The sequence below is a fragment of the Pseudarthrobacter sp. TE3704 genome (assembly GCF_056279405.1).
Genome location: NZ_JBWCCJ010000006.1, coordinates 30,909 through 44,048 on the forward strand (window position 1 = coordinate 30,909; position 13,140 = coordinate 44,048).

Consider the following 13,140-nt stretch of genomic DNA (forward strand, 5'->3'; position numbering starts at 1 on the left):
GAGCAGCCGGGCAACTCATCCCGGCACTGGGAATACTCCTCACCGGTCAGGGGTTTCCGAACAGGGGTCCAGGTCCCTCCGCCCCATCGCCGTGGCAACACTCCTTCCAGCAGAATTCCTCCTCGAAATGCAGGCACATGAGCAGCGCCCTCCAAACGTCCACGGCAGCCCCCACCACCTCCCGCAACCTGGCGATGGCCATTATTGCCCTTGCCATGGGCGGCGTGGGCATCGGTGTCACCGAGTTCACCATGATGGGCCTGCTGAAAGAGGTGGAGCAGGGTTTGGGGATCAGTACGCCGGAGGCGGGGCACCTCATTTCCGCCTACGCCCTGGGGGTGGTGGTTGGAGCGCCCCTGCTTGCCGCGGTGGGTGCCAGGCTCCCCCGCAAGCACCTTGCGCTCGGCCTCATGGTGTTTTTCACCGTGGCCAACCTGGCGTCGTTCATCGCCCCCGACTACGGGACCATGCTGGTTTCCAGGTTTGCCGCCGGACTGCCGCACGGGGCCTTCTTCGGAGTGGCGGCCGTCATCGCCGCTTCCCTGGTTCCGCCCTCCAAGCGCGGCTGGGCCATCTCCATGGTGATGGCGGGCCTCAGCATCTCCAACGTTATTGGTGTGCCGTTCGCCACCTGGCTGGGCCAGACCTACGGCTGGCGGCTGCTCTTTGTCCTGGTGGGCTTCATCGGCCTGCTGACTTTGGCATTGGTGTGGCGGTTCGTCCCCTTCCAGCCAGCCCATCCGGACGCGAGCATCGTCAGGGAGCTGGGTGCGCTGAAACGGCTGCAGGTGTGGCTGGCCATCCTGATCGGCGTTGTGGGCTTCGGCGGTTTCTTCGCCACCTACACCTATATCGCCCACACCATGACCCTGGTAGCAGGGATCCCATCGTCGCTGATTCCCGTGGTGGTGGCCCTCTACGGCCTGGGCATGGTGGCCGGAAACATCGTGGGCGGACGGATCGCCGACAAGTCGGTCATGGGAACCCTGTACAAGGTGCTCCCGGCCATTGCGGTGGCGCTGGTGGTCTACGCCGTGGCAGTCCAGTGGCCGTGGTCAGCCTTCGTGATGGTGTTTGTGGTGGGTGCGTCCGGCTCCATGCTGATTCCTGCGCTGCAGACCAGGCTGCTGGACGCCTCACCGGATGCCCCTTCGCTGGCGTCGTCACTGAACCACGCGGCGCTGAACGTGGCGAACGCCCTGGGTGCTTTCCTCGGCGGGCTCGTGATCGCGCTGGGCTGGGGATACGTTGCCCCGGCGCTGGTAGGTGCCGTCCTTGCCATCCTCGGCTTCGGCGTCGCCGTCGTCAGCGGAGTCCTGGAACGCAGGAAGCCGCTGGCCGCGTAATTCAGAGCCAACCCGTTACCAAACGGGAGCTCACCCAGGCGGCCCGACATGTTATTTTGCCGCCCGCTGCCAGCAGGATCTGGTTGCCCGAGGCGCTTTCGCAGAGGTCATGGGCAGGCCGTAAGCCTGCTGACATTAAGGTGCCGTTATGTTAGCTTGAGGCTCATCGGGACTATTAAATCCCGGTAACCATAAGGAGGAGACATGGGTTTTCTTGCGTGGATTATTCTCGGCCTCATTGTAGGGGCCATCGTTAAAGCGGTCATGCCCGGGCGGGTCGGCGGCGGTTGGGTCACCAGCCTGGTTCTGGGTGTGGTGGGCGCCATCGTTGGCGGCTGGATCGGCAGCCTCCTGTTCAACAGGGGCGATCTTGCCTTCTTTGACCTCGGCACCTGGATTCTCGCTATCGTCGGCGGCCTGGTCGTTGCCGGCATCTACGGAGCCATCACCGGACGCGGAAAAGCCACCCGCGCACCCTGATGCTTTCCGTTATCTGAAATTTCATGGCACCAAGGCCCCGGACAATCCGGGGCCTTTATTCATGCCACCGCACGCCCGGCGAAAGGCCTAGGCGGTGGCGTCAGCAGGCAAGTGCTGGGAACGCGCACTCGCGTAGAGGCAAACGGTGGCAGCAGTGCCAAGATTAAGGCTTTCAGCGGCCCCGTACACCGGGACGGCGACCCGATGGTCGGCCAGCGCAAGCTCATCCGCGGAGAGCCCTTGCGCCTCGTTGCCGAACAGCCAGGCGGTGGGTGCCGCCAGGTCATAGGTGGATTCGGGGCCGGCGCCGGTCAGGCGGCGGCGGGCGTTTTCGTCCTGCAGCGCATCCAGGTTCAGCGGCCCGTAACCGTCAGCGGCCAGGACACCGATTCCCCGGGCCTTGCAGGCTGCCACGAGCCCGGCAACGTCAGCGCCCAGCACCACAGGGAGGTGGAACAGGGAGCCCGCTGTCGACCGCACGGCCTTGGGGTTGTAAATGTCCACGCTGGAAGAAGTCAGGACCACGGCATCAGCCCCTGCGGAGTCCGCGGCGCGCAGAACGGTGCCCGCGTTTCCTGGGTCCCGCACCTGGCAAAGCACCGCGATCAGGCGGGGCCCGGCGTCGAGCACTTCCTCCAGCGCCACATCGACGAAGCCGCACACCGCGATGATGCCCTGCGGGTTGACGGTGTCCGCCATGGCCGCGAGGACCTCGTCAGTGGCCAGCCGGGCGTTGGTTCCTTCTGCGAGTTCCTCGAACTCCGGAAACCGGTCAAGGCAGGCCTCGCTGGCGAAAACTTCCGTGACAATTCCCGGGGCCCCCGCGGCGAGGCGCTCCTGGTGAAGCTTTAACGCCTCCCGCACGGCCTGGGGCCCCTCCGCAAGGAACTGTCCACGCTTTAAACGGGCCGGGCGCCCTGCAAGTTTCGCCACATCCCGGACCCGATCAGCTCGGGGATTGGAGAGTGGAAAATCTTGCGGGCGCCCGGTTTCGTTCATATAAGAACTGTAGTGGCTGGTGCCACCCGTTCCTGAACTTGCCCCTCACGGGGAGCATCGTTGCTAGGCAACAACCTTCTTGGCGGAGGTGTCGGCCGGCAGCGAGTCCTTGGCAACCTGGACCAGCGCGGCGAAAGCGTTGGCGTCGGAGACGGCCAGCTCGGCCAGCATGCGGCGGTCAACCTCAACCTCAGCGGCCTTCAGGCCCTGGATGAGGCGGTTGTAGGTCAGGCCGTTGGCGCGGGAAGCCGCGTTGATGCGCTGGATCCACAGGCGGCGGAAGTCGCCCTTCTTCTTCTTGCGGTCACCGTAGCTGTACACAAACGAGTGCAGCAGCTGCTCTTTGGCCTTGCGGTACAGGCGTGAACGCTGTCCACGGTAGCCCTTTGCGCGTTCAAGGATAACCCGGCGCTTCTTGTGGGCGTTGACCGCCCTCTTCACACGTGCCACGTGCGTACTCCTTCGAAAATCTGATCCCAAGCATCTACTGCCGGTTTCCCGGCGGCCTGAGAAGGCTGTTTGGCAGGTGACTGACAACCAGGCGGCTGTCAGTCAAAGGACTTGGAAATTAGATGCCGAGCATCTTCCGGATGACCTTGGCGTCGCCCTTGAAGACGATCTTGTCGCCGGCAAGGCGACGGGTCAGCCGGGAGGACTTGTGCTCCAGGTAGTGGCGGCGGTTGGCCTGCTGGCGGCGCAGCTTGCCGCTGCCGGTCAGCTTGAAGCGCTTCTTAGCACCGCTGTGGGTCTTCATCTTCGGCATGGGAACCGATCTCCTTACGTATCCGCAGGCTATGCCTGCAGCTTCATCGCGCAGCCGCCCCTGCGGGCGGCATGCTGGTTGCTGACTGCCGGAGGGCGGAACCTCCGGCAGCTGTGAACTAAGTGGTCTTCTTACCTGCCGGCTTCGGCACTGCCTTGGGGGCAGGACGCGCTGCGGGCTTCGGCGCAGCAGGCCTGGCCACCGGCTTCGGCGGAGCAGGAACTGCTGCAGGCTTGGGCGCCGCAGTTGCCGGGGCAGCTGCGGGCTTATCCGCCACAGGCTTGGGAGCCGGCGCGGCAGCCTTGGGGGCTTCCTGCTTGGGAGCTTCCTGCTTCGGGGCTTCCTGCTTGGGAGCCGGCGCGGCAGCCTTGGGAGCTTCCTGCTTGGGAGCTTCGGCGACCTTCGCGGGGGCTTCGGCTGCGGCAGGCTCGACGGCGGGTGCCGGCGTCTGCTCGGGGGCCTCGGCCGGTGCTTCGGGTTCCGTGGAGACGGTGAAACCCTCAGGCAGCAGGTCCGCCAGGGACTGCGTCAGGGGGGCCTGCTCGTCACCGGAAACATCGATGCGTCCGGACGCCTTGGCTTCGTTCTGCGCCTTCGCTTCGGCACGCTGCGTTGCACGGCGTGCCTCGGCCTTGGCTTCAGCCTTGTTCTTCAGCGGGCCCACCACCATGACCATGTTGCGGCCGTCGATGCGGGGGCTGGACTCCACCACACCAACTTCGGCGACGTCGTCGGCGAAGCGCTGGAGCAGGCGGATGCCCATTTCCGGACGCTGCTGCTCACGGCCGCGGAACTGGATCATGGCCTTGACCTTGTCCCCGGCGCCGAGGAAGCGCAGTGCATGTCCGCGCTTGGTCTCGTAGTCGTGGGTATCGATTTTCAGGCGGAAGCGGATTTCCTTCAGAACGGTGTTCGTCTGGTTCTTCCGGGCTTCACGTGCCTTGACCGCGGCCTCGTACTTGTACTTGCCGAAGTCCATCAGCTTGCACACCGGAGGCTTCGCCTGAGGTGCAACTTCAACGAGATCAAGGTCGGACTCGGCAGCCAGACGCAGGGCATCCTCAATACGGACGATGCCTACCTGTTCACCTGCAGGGCCGACCAGCCGCACCTCGGGGACGCGGATACGCTCATTGATTCTTGGCTCGCTAATGTTAAAGCTCCTGTTTTTGTTGTGGAATCCGGCAAATAGAGAAGGCCCCCAACTGCCGGAGCAATCGAAGGCCTCTGAACGGTTGGTGATGCCGGTCCCGCGAAAGGACAGCATGCAAGGTCCCCGGCGAACGCCGGCGCCTTGCCCAACCAGGTACCCGGCAACCTTGCGTCCCGGAGATGTTCAAGGAGAACACTCGGAACAGCGGCTGACGCGGGTGGGAGAGAACTCCGCTTGCAAACTGCATGCCATTCTACAGAAAAAATTCCCGTCAACGCAGCGAAGCGCCGGTGGGAACCTTGTCTCTGAAATAACGACATCCAGTTGGTCTGTGTCAAGCTTACCAGTATGAGCACCCCAGACAGTAATTCATACGTTTTCGAGTCCGCCGACGCCAGCGGCGATGTCTCCCAGCAGATCCGCGACATTTCCGAGGTACCGGCCATTGAGGTCATCACCACCGCCGCCGTCCACCTGATGAGCGCCGCAGCCGTCAAGCTCGGGCTTGCCGCGGAGGACAACGCCGAGGAACTGAAGGACCTGGACGAGGCCCGGAAACTGATCACTGCGCTGGCAGGCCTGGTGACCGCAGCTGCGCCCGAGATCGGCTCCCAGCATGCAGGACCCTTGCGCGACGGACTGCGTTCGCTCCAGCTTGCCTTCCGCGAAGAATCCCTGATCCCGGATGCCCCCGGGAAGGGCCCGGGCGAGAAGTACACCGGCGCCGTCAACTGATATCAACGTAATGACACCGGCTGACTGACGCCTTAAGGCCGAAGCAGCCACGACGACGGCGGGCCGACCTCGAGGGGTCGGCCCGCCGTCGTCGTTGGCACAGGCCTACTGCCCCACTTCCGGTGAGGCGGAACTCCATCCGTTGACCCACAGCAGCCGTGGGCTGGGAAGGTCAGGCGGCCACCCTGCGGCGGCGGAGCTGGAGAACCAGGCCAACGAGGCACAGCAGGACGCCCGCAACCCCCACGGACACGAACCCGCCGGACGGACCCATGCCGTCGATGAAGATCCCGGCGAGCGGCGCGCCCAGGGCAACCCCGGCGGTCAGCGCCGAGCCATACCAGCCCATGGCCTCCCCGCGGCGCTCCTCGGATACCAGGTCCGCCACTTTCTCGGAGGCTGAGGACAGCACCGGAGCACACAGGAGTCCCGGCAGGATCGAGAACAGGGCCAGCGTCCAGGTGTCGTGGGCGAATCCCATGGGGATGGTCAGCGCCGCCATGCCGAGCAGCAGGACAATCGGCGCGACGGGCCGGTGCATGGCGCCGTAGACAAGCCCGCCCACCACTGACGCGGCGCACCAGAACAGGAAGACAATGCCGATTTCGCTCTGGCGCCCGCCGGTTTCCAGGGCTGCCACGATACCCACGTCGGTGCCGCTGAGCACCATTCCGGCGCCAGCCGCCACGGCAAAAAGCGCGGCCACGGTGGCGGTGAACCAGGCGAAGTTGCGGGCCACCTTGCTGCGGAGTCCGGGCGTCGCCGTGGCTCCGGCCGGTACCAGCTCGGCTGCCGCCTCCTGCACGTGGGCCGGGGCGGAGGACACGACGACGACTTCCGCGGCATGGCGCTGGTCAGCGGCACACTCCGCGCTCTGTTCCGGGCTGCGGGTGGGCGGATTGAACCAGATCAGGAAGAGTCCGGCCAGTGACGTGGAGACGCCCACCACCGTCAGGCCTGCGGTGGTGTAGCCGCTGGTGGCGACCACTGCGCCCGCGGCCGGGCCGATCATGAACACCATCTCGGTGGTGATGGCGTCGAGGGCGAACGCGGTACGCCGCTGGTCGCCGTCGGCCAGCACCCCCAAGGACTGCCGGACCACGCTGAAGATGGGCAGGGTGAGCAGGCCGCCCACGAATACCAGCGGCAGGAGCCACTGGTAGGACACGTGCGGAACGATGGACCAGATCACCGTCTCAGAGATGACGGACGGAATCAGGGCCCGTCGCAGGCCGGCGGTGTCCACGCGCCGGCCCCGCCAGGGGGCACCAAGGGCGATGCCGATGGTCATGACGGCCGCTGCCGCGCCGGCGGCGGCATATCCCTCGCCGAGGGTCAGGACAATGTGGAGGGTCAGCAGGACTCCGGCAGCTGAATGCGGGATACGGGCAACCATGCCCACAAGGAGCAAACGCCGGATGGGCCGGACGGCGAGCAACTCCCGGTAGAGAGCGAAATTCACGAGGTGATCCTTACGTCTGCCGCAGCGGACCGGGGGTCACCCCGCACGGCTGCCGGCTACTGTGCTGCGCGCCGCAACTTGATCTCGATTGAGTCGACCCGCTCCCCAAACAATACATTCCGTGCCCACTGGGCCTGGAGTCCCGCCACCAATTGCTGAACCCCTGCCGCGTCCAGGCCGTCTTCGAGGTAAAGCACCACCTGCAGCTCGGGTCCGGCTCCTCCGCCCGGCATGACGGACCCACCGGCCGCACGGGACGCCACTCCCCCGCCGGGCAACAGCTCGATGCGCCGGACAGCGGGAAAATCCGCCGCGGCCCGGCCCATTTCCGCCGCAAGTTCCCCATCCATGTAGGAGGGAGTCCAGTCCTGCTGCTGGGCAAGGGCCCACACCGCAGGCCGGCGGACCACAAAGGTGACCTCGGCCCCGGGATCCAAAACCAGGAGTTCGGCGCCCTCAGCCACCGCAGACAAGGCAGCACGGGCTGCATAGACGGCTACCGGCCGGGCGTCCGGATGCCAGCTGGCCAGCGCCGCAGCCGAGGTGAACGCGGGCATGGCGGTCCGGCCGTCTGCGGCTTTCAGGGTGACCAAAGCCATGTCCGCCTGCTTGTCCGCGTGCAGGCCGTGGACGGATTCCCCTTCTTCGGCGAGCTGGGCAACGATGGGAATGAAGACCCGAGCCGTGGCCAGGGAAGCGACGACGGCTGCTTCGTCCGCTGTTCCTGCCCGGAGGTCCGCGAGGGCGGCGAGGTAACGGGCGTCGGCCGTTCCGTCGTCGTCCTCGAAGTTGTGGATCTTGGCGTCGTCGCCCGCGAGGCTGCGGCCCGCCCATGGTTGGCCCGCGGAGTCAGTGGCACCTCCCGCTCCTGCCAGTGCTGCCGCGATGTGCCCCGGAAGTTGGCGCGGTGCGGGTGCTTCGTGGTTGGCCATGCTGCGACTGATTCCTTAGGGAGGGCCCTAGCGGCGGCCGGCGACGTCGAGGGCTTCGGGAAGTGTGAAGGCCCCGGCGTACAGCGCCTTGCCTACGATTGCGCCTTCGACCCCGAGCGGCACGAGCGAACGCAGGACCTTCAGGTCGTCCAGGCTGGAGATGCCGCCGGAGGCCACGACGGGCTTGCCCGTCTTCTCCACCATCTGGCGCAGGAGTTCGACGTTGGGACCCTGGAGCGTGCCGTCCTTGGTAACGTCGGTGACGACATACCTGGAGCAGCCTGCCTCTTCAAGGCGGCCCAGGACCTCCCAGAGGTCCCCGCCTTCCTTGGTCCAGCCGCGGCCGGCAAGGGTGGTCCCGCGGACGTCCAGGCCGACGGCGATCTTGTCGCCGAAGCGGTCGATGGCCCGGCGGGTCCAGTCAGGATTTTCCAGGGCGGCGGTGCCCAGGTTTACGCGGGCAACGCCGAGGTCCAGGGCAGCTTCGAGGGTTTCGTCATCGCGCAGCCCTCCGGAGAGTTCCACGTTGATGTCCAGCCGGCCCACCACTTCCCGGAGCAGTTCAGCGTTGGATCCCCGGCCAAAAGCGGCATCCAGATCCACCAGGTGCACCCATTCCGCGCCCTGCTGCTGCCAGTTCAACGCGGCCTCCAGCGGAGTGCCGTAACTCGTTTCGCTGCCTGCTTCGCCCTGGACCAGCCGGACGGCCTGCCCGTTCACGACGTCGACGGCGGGCAGCAGTTCAAGAACCGGCAGATCGTTAGCGGTGGTCATCTTCATCCTTCAGGGTTGGGGCAGGGCGGGCCGGGCCGTCAGTTGGCCGGCAGCGTCAGCAGGTAGGCGGCAAGCAAAGCCATGCCTGCCAGGACGTAAAACGATATTTGGGTCCAGAGTGGCTTGTGCTGCTGCCGGAAGGACAGGGCACCGCCCACCAGCAGGCCGGCGAGGGCCATCAGGACAACGGACCACAGCATCTAGGCGTTGCCGCCGGCCGGCTCTGAAGTGTCGCCGGTGGCCGGATTCTCCGCAGCCGGGGCATTGCCGCCGGCAGCGGGTCGGTGCAGGGCCTCCACCCAGTTCCGCAGCAGCCGGGAACCGGCATCGCCGGACTTCTCCGGGTGGAACTGCGTGGCACAGAGCGGGCCGTTTTCGACCGCCGCGATGAACGGGGCGCCATGCTCCGACCAGGTGACCAAGGGCGCCGCCATCCGCGGCTGGATGACGTCGAAGTTCCATTCCTGCACTCCATAGGAGTGCACAAAGTAAAACCGCTCGTTTTCAACCCCGGCGAAGAGCTTGGAGCCCTCCGGCACCTTCACCGTGTTCCAGCCCATGTGCGGCACCACGTCCGCCGGCAGGAGCTCGACTTTCCCGGGCCACTCCCCGATTCCTTCGGCCTCGGTGCCATGTTCGACGCCGGCCTCGAAAAGCACCTGGAGGCCAACGCAGATACCGAGGACCGGGCGGCCGCCGGCAACCCGCCTGCCGATAAGGCGGATGCCGTCCACGGCCTTGAGTTCCCGCATGACGGTTTCAAAGGCGCCGACGCCGGGGACCACCAGGCCGTCGGCGTTCAGGACATCCTCGGGCTTCGCGCTGAGGACCACCTCGGCACCGGCCCGTTCCAGGGCGCGCACGGCCGACCGGACGTTGCCCGAGCCATAGTCCAGGACGGTGACCGTGGGCTTTCCCTCCGGCGAGGGCAGCTTCCGGGACGCAGAGGGATCGATGATGGCCCCGTCTTTCAGGACCTGGCCGCTCACAGCGCGCCCTTGGTGGACGGGATGCCTTCAACGCGGGGATCCGGCTCCACGGCAGCGCGCAGCGCCCGGGCGAACGCCTTGAACTGCGCTTCCACGATGTGGTGCGGGTCGCGGCCCGCGATCACGTTCATGTGCAGGCAGATCCCTGCGTGCAGCGTGATGGCTTCGAAGACGTGCCGGGTCAGGGAGCCTGTGAAGTGGCCGCCGATGAGGTGGTACTCCTGACCGGCCGGCTCGCCGCCGTGCACCAGGTAGGGCCGCCCGGAAACGTCCACGACGGCATGGGCCAGCGCTTCGTCCAGGGGAACGGTGGCTTCGCCGAACCGGCGGATCCCGGCCTTGTTGCCCAGGGCGGTCCGCAGCACCTCACCGAAGGTGATGGCGACGTCTTCCACGGTGTGGTGGACATCGATGTGGATGTCGCCGGTGGCCTTCACCGTCATGTCGATGAGCGAGTGCTTGCACAGCGCCGTGAGCATGTGGTCGTAGAACGGCACGGACGTGTCGATGTCCGAGATGCCGGTGCCGTCGAGGTTGATTTCCACGAGCACGGACGACTCGCTGGTGGCACGCTCCATGCGCGCAGTCCGGGAGGCGGCCGCGTTCGAACCGGTGGAACTCATGGTCAGGTGTCCTTTAAGGCAGAAGGTTTGATTCGGGGGCGCCCAGCGCCCGGTACGTCAAGTCTAGGCTGGAAGGGCAGCCTGGCTTGCAAGGATGCTTTCCAGGGACGTGAGGAAGGCTGTGGTTTCGGTCTCAGTCCCGGCGGTCACGCGCAGGTGGCCGGGGATTCCGACGTCCCGGATGAGCACACCGGCGTCCAGCAGCTGCTGCCAGACGTCGTGGGGCCGATCCAGTCCGCCGAAGAAGACGAAGTTGGAGTCCGAGGCAGCGGGCTTGAGGCCCATCCTGGTCAGTTCCGAGACGATCCGGTCACGCTGCCGCTTGATGTCATCAACATCGGCCATCAGTGCCTCGCGGTGCTGCAGGGCGGCCAGGGCCGTGGCCTGGGTGACGGCGGACAGGTGGTAGGGCAGCCGGACGAGGCGCAGGGCGTCCGTGACCTCGGGTGCTGCGGCCATGTAGCCCAGCCGGGCACCGGCCAGGGCAAAAGCCTTGCTCATGGTCCGGGTGACAATGAGCCGCTCGCGCCCCGGCAGCAGGGTCAGGGCACTCGGCGTGCCGTCGTGGGCAAATTCGTGGTAAGCCTCGTCCACGATCACGATTGTCTGGCTGGCCTCACCGGCGGAATAGACGCCCTCCACAACATCCAGTCCCAAACCCGTGCCGGTGGGGTTGTTGGGCGAGCTCAGGAAAACGATGTTTGGCTGCAGTTCCTTGACTTGGCGTGCTGCGGATTCGGCACTGAGGCCGTACCCTTCGGCGCGTTCGCCTGTGATGTATTCAGTGTCGGTGCCGCTGGCGAGCAGCGGGTACATCGAATACGTGGGAGGGAAGCCCAGCGCCGTACGGCCCGGACCGCCGAATGCCTGCAGGATCTGCTGGAGCACCTCGTTGGAACCGTTGGCCGCCCAGAGATTGGTCTCATCCAGTCCATGCCCCAGGTACTCGGCCAACGCCTGCCGAAGCTCGGTGAACTCCCGGTCCGGGTAGCGGTTGAGCCCGGCGGCGGCCTCCGTTACCGCGGCGGTGATGGCGGCCCGTACGTCCGCGGGAACACCATGGGTGTTTTCGTTGACGTTGAGAAGGATGGGGACATCCAGCTGAGGCGCCCCATAGGGGGTCAGCCCGCGGAGGTTGCTGCGGAGGGGAAGCCGGTTCAGACGCTCAAGCTGGTCATTCACCTGAACAGTTTAGTGGCCGTTCCGGAGACCGGAAAATGTGACGGCCCCCTGTTCGCGCTCAGCGTGCACGGACCTCTGCGGCTTCAGCGGGTGGGGACGTAGAGCTGCTGCCCGGGGAGGACTGCTCCGGCCGGGAGGTTGTTGAGCTGGACGATGTCCGCAATCACATCGCGGGCGTCCCGGTCAGGGGCAACAGTGCCAGCGATGGCCCACAGCGACTCACCGGGCTGGACGGTCACAGTGACGGTGGGGGTCACCGACAGGTCCTCCGGCGCATCGGACGCCTTGGCGGGCGAGTTGAAGAATCCCGCCAGGGAAAGCAGCAGGGCAGCCAACAGCACCAAGGGAATCCCAATCAGGACAATCTTGCCCCGGCGCGTCAGGCGCAACGGCGGCAGGGGCGCCGGCTTGCCCGGAGACTCCGGCGTACCCGCCGGCACCTGCGCGGACCGGGACCTGTCCCGCTGCGACAGAAGCTGGTGTGCTGGCTGATGGGAATGAACGCGCGGACCCTTGGCCTGCGAAGCGGATATAGCTGACATGAACTGAGCCCTCCTGGACCGTACTGTGCTGCCCGACCTTGCTGCTTCTATGTCCCGCTCCGCTGCTGCACCGCCGGCACTCCGGCTGGTTCTTCGAAAAACGCACGCTGTATTCGAATGATGCAAGCTTCGAGTAGAACACATGTTCGAACTTTGCTCCTTCAGTTTTAGCACCTATCAACGAACAATGTCGAGACTCGCTAGAACAAATGTTTGAAAAAGCAATGTGGCTGGCCTAGTTTTGAAGGAAAGAACAACCACCCTTGAAGTTGATCAGCAGGGTCTGACATTGAGGGAAGCTCACCCAGTCCGGCGCAGCGACAAGCCCGGTGGCAACCGAAAGGCATTGGCGAATATGGCAGCAGCAGCCACCGGGGGCAGGGCAGCCCCGCAGCCGAAGAAGACCGCCAAAGGGTTGACCCCCCGGCAGAAAAAAATCCTCGAAACCATCCAGCGCTCCGTCAATGACAACGGCTATCCGCCGTCCATGCGTGAAATCGGCGATACGGTGGGGCTCGCAAGCCTCTCAAGCGTGACGCACCAGCTCTCGCAGCTGGAGAAACTGGGATATCTCCGCCGGGATCCGAAGCGGCCGCGCGCCATGGAGGTGCTGATGCCCCTCACGTTAGACGGCGGGGCGGCCAAGACGGCGAACCAGCCTGCGGCCGCTTCGGCGCCTGGCGCCGGCGCAACAGTCACCGCGCTGCCCACGGCACTGGATACGGCAATGGTTCCCCTGGTTGGCCGCATTGCTGCCGGCGGCCCCATCCTGGCGGACCAGCTGGTGGAGGATGTCATGCCGCTGCCCCGCCAACTGGTGGGCCAGGGCGAGCTCTTTATGCTCAAAGTGGCTGGTGACTCCATGGTGGACGCAGCCATCTGCGACGGCGACTGGGTGGTGGTCCGCCGCCAGGCGGACGCCGCCAACGGCGACATCGTGGCCGCGCTCCTGGACGATGAAGCCACCGTCAAGACCTTCCGCCAGCGTGACGGCCACACATGGCTGCTCCCGCAGAACACGCAGTACGAACCCATTCTTGGCGATCACGCCACCATCATGGGCAAAGTGGTCTCGGTCCTGCGCTCACTCTAGGAACAACAAGGCCTGTTACAGCCAAAAATCCAAAAGACGGCACCTTCCCGGGTTTGAACTGGTCCCG

The 13,140-nt window shown here is 65.7% G+C and carries 16 protein-coding genes; 4 read left to right on the forward strand and 12 right to left on the reverse strand.

The genetic code is table 11. The features are described from left to right. Positions 1–137: 137 nt before the first annotated feature. Positions 138–1,346 (forward strand): MFS transporter, encoded by a 1,209-nt coding sequence (locus ACZ9BC_RS16290; RefSeq protein ID WP_079595462.1) that lies wholly within the window; start codon positions 138–140, stop codon positions 1,344–1,346. A gap of 204 nt (positions 1,347–1,550) precedes the next feature. After that, complete coding sequence (locus ACZ9BC_RS16295) at positions 1,551–1,826, forward strand: GlsB/YeaQ/YmgE family stress response membrane protein (RefSeq protein ID WP_009358633.1); 276 nt, start codon at positions 1,551–1,553, stop codon at positions 1,824–1,826. An 87-nt stretch (positions 1,827–1,913) separates the two neighbouring features. On the opposite strand, the gene ACZ9BC_RS16300 is transcribed toward ACZ9BC_RS16295, so the two are convergent. The 4 genes from ACZ9BC_RS16300 to infC form a co-directional block, all read right to left on the reverse strand. Then, a complete protein-coding gene (locus ACZ9BC_RS16300; protein ID WP_476246846.1) occupies positions 1,914–2,825 on the reverse strand; it encodes a TrmH family RNA methyltransferase in 912 nt (303 codons plus the stop codon). A gap of 63 nt (positions 2,826–2,888) precedes the next feature. Then, entirely contained in the window at positions 2,889–3,275 is a 387-nt protein-coding gene (rplT, locus tag ACZ9BC_RS16305) for a 50S ribosomal protein L20 (RefSeq protein ID WP_050055645.1), read from the reverse strand. A gap of 118 nt (positions 3,276–3,393) precedes the next feature. Beyond that, positions 3,394–3,588: a 50S ribosomal protein L35 gene (gene rpmI, locus ACZ9BC_RS16310; RefSeq protein ID WP_009358635.1), complete on the reverse strand. Its 195-nt coding sequence runs from the start codon at positions 3,586–3,588 to the stop codon at positions 3,394–3,396. Between the two features lie 118 nt (positions 3,589–3,706). Continuing rightward, positions 3,707–4,699, reverse strand: a complete 993-nt coding sequence (gene infC / locus ACZ9BC_RS16315) for a translation initiation factor IF-3 (RefSeq protein WP_476246847.1) — start codon at positions 4,697–4,699, stop codon at positions 3,707–3,709. Positions 4,700–5,089: 390 nt separating this feature from the next. On the opposite strand from infC, the gene ACZ9BC_RS16320 reads away from it, so the two are divergent. Next, on the forward strand, positions 5,090–5,476 hold the full coding sequence (locus ACZ9BC_RS16320; RefSeq protein ID WP_079595872.1) for a DUF1844 domain-containing protein: 387 nt from the start codon (positions 5,090–5,092) through the stop codon (positions 5,474–5,476). A gap of 172 nt (positions 5,477–5,648) precedes the next feature. Here ACZ9BC_RS16320 and ACZ9BC_RS16325 read toward each other — a convergent pair whose 3' ends face one another. The 8 genes from ACZ9BC_RS16325 to ACZ9BC_RS16360 all read right to left on the reverse strand — a co-directional run bounded on the left by ACZ9BC_RS16325 (position 5,649) and on the right by ACZ9BC_RS16360 (position 11,980). Beyond that, a complete protein-coding gene (locus ACZ9BC_RS16325) occupies positions 5,649–6,938 on the reverse strand; it encodes an MFS transporter (protein WP_476246848.1) in 1,290 nt (429 codons plus the stop codon). A 56-nt stretch (positions 6,939–6,994) separates the two neighbouring features. After that, entirely contained in the window at positions 6,995–7,870 is an 876-nt protein-coding gene (locus ACZ9BC_RS16330) for an SseB family protein (protein WP_476246849.1), read from the reverse strand. A 27-nt stretch (positions 7,871–7,897) separates the two neighbouring features. Next, positions 7,898–8,644, reverse strand: coding sequence for a bifunctional 1-(5-phosphoribosyl)-5-((5-phosphoribosylamino)methylideneamino)imidazole-4-carboxamide isomerase/phosphoribosylanthranilate isomerase PriA (gene priA / locus ACZ9BC_RS16335; protein ID WP_079595466.1), 747 nt, complete (start codon positions 8,642–8,644; stop codon positions 7,898–7,900). A gap of 38 nt (positions 8,645–8,682) precedes the next feature. After that, positions 8,683–8,844, reverse strand: a complete 162-nt coding sequence (locus ACZ9BC_RS16340) for a hypothetical protein (protein WP_181884810.1) — start codon at positions 8,842–8,844, stop codon at positions 8,683–8,685. Beyond that, positions 8,845–9,633, reverse strand: a complete 789-nt coding sequence (gene hisH, locus ACZ9BC_RS16345; protein ID WP_476246850.1) for an imidazole glycerol phosphate synthase subunit HisH — start codon at positions 9,631–9,633, stop codon at positions 8,845–8,847. Beyond that, positions 9,630–10,256, reverse strand: coding sequence for an imidazoleglycerol-phosphate dehydratase HisB (gene hisB, locus ACZ9BC_RS16350; RefSeq protein ID WP_275727779.1), 627 nt, complete (start codon positions 10,254–10,256; stop codon positions 9,630–9,632). Before hisB ends, hisH begins: the two co-directional genes overlap by 4 nt. Positions 10,257–10,319: 63 nt before the next feature. Further along, positions 10,320–11,438 carry a histidinol-phosphate transaminase gene (locus ACZ9BC_RS16355; RefSeq protein WP_476246851.1) on the reverse strand — a complete coding sequence of 373 codons (1,119 nt, stop codon included), beginning with the start codon at positions 11,436–11,438 and terminating at the stop codon, positions 10,320–10,322. An 83-nt stretch (positions 11,439–11,521) separates the two neighbouring features. Continuing rightward, the gene (locus ACZ9BC_RS16360) at positions 11,522–11,980 is read right to left on the reverse strand and encodes a LysM peptidoglycan-binding domain-containing protein (protein WP_476246852.1); all 459 of its coding nucleotides are present in this window, start codon (positions 11,978–11,980) and stop codon (positions 11,522–11,524) included. 355 nt (positions 11,981–12,335) lie between these two features. Here ACZ9BC_RS16360 and lexA point away from each other — a divergent pair, with 355 nt between their 5' ends. Further along, positions 12,336–13,073 (forward strand): transcriptional repressor LexA, encoded by a 738-nt coding sequence (gene lexA, locus ACZ9BC_RS16365; protein WP_079595471.1) that lies wholly within the window; start codon positions 12,336–12,338, stop codon positions 13,071–13,073. The last annotated feature ends 67 nt before the right edge of the window (positions 13,074–13,140 follow it).

What these genes read in the sequence shown, in the direction of transcription:
- ACZ9BC_RS16290 (WP_079595462.1), top strand. Translation starts at nt 138, where the DNA reads ATGAGCAGCGCCCTCCAAACGTCCACGGCAGCCCCCACCACCTCCCGC.
- ACZ9BC_RS16295 (WP_009358633.1), top strand. Translation starts at nt 1,551, where the DNA reads ATGGGTTTTCTTGCGTGGATTATTCTCGGCCTCATTGTAGGGGCCATC.
- ACZ9BC_RS16300 (WP_476246846.1), bottom strand. Translation starts at nt 2,825, where the DNA reads ATGAACGAAACCGGGCGCCCGCAAGATTTTCCACTCTCCAATCCCCGA.
- rpmI (WP_009358635.1), bottom strand. Translation starts at nt 3,588, where the DNA reads ATGCCGAAGATGAAGACCCACAGCGGTGCTAAGAAGCGCTTCAAGCTG.
- ACZ9BC_RS16320 (WP_079595872.1), top strand. Translation starts at nt 5,090, where the DNA reads ATGAGCACCCCAGACAGTAATTCATACGTTTTCGAGTCCGCCGACGCC.
- ACZ9BC_RS16330 (WP_476246849.1), bottom strand. Translation starts at nt 7,870, where the DNA reads ATGGCCAACCACGAAGCACCCGCACCGCGCCAACTTCCGGGGCACATC.
- priA (WP_079595466.1), bottom strand. Translation starts at nt 8,644, where the DNA reads ATGACCACCGCTAACGATCTGCCGGTTCTTGAACTGCTGCCCGCCGTC.
- ACZ9BC_RS16340 (WP_181884810.1), bottom strand. Translation starts at nt 8,844, where the DNA reads ATGCTGTGGTCCGTTGTCCTGATGGCCCTCGCCGGCCTGCTGGTGGGC.
- hisB (WP_275727779.1), bottom strand. Translation starts at nt 10,256, where the DNA reads ATGAGTTCCACCGGTTCGAACGCGGCCGCCTCCCGGACTGCGCGCATG.
- ACZ9BC_RS16360 (WP_476246852.1), bottom strand. Translation starts at nt 11,980, where the DNA reads ATGTCAGCTATATCCGCTTCGCAGGCCAAGGGTCCGCGCGTTCATTCC.
- lexA (WP_079595471.1), top strand. Translation starts at nt 12,336, where the DNA reads ATGGCAGCAGCAGCCACCGGGGGCAGGGCAGCCCCGCAGCCGAAGAAG.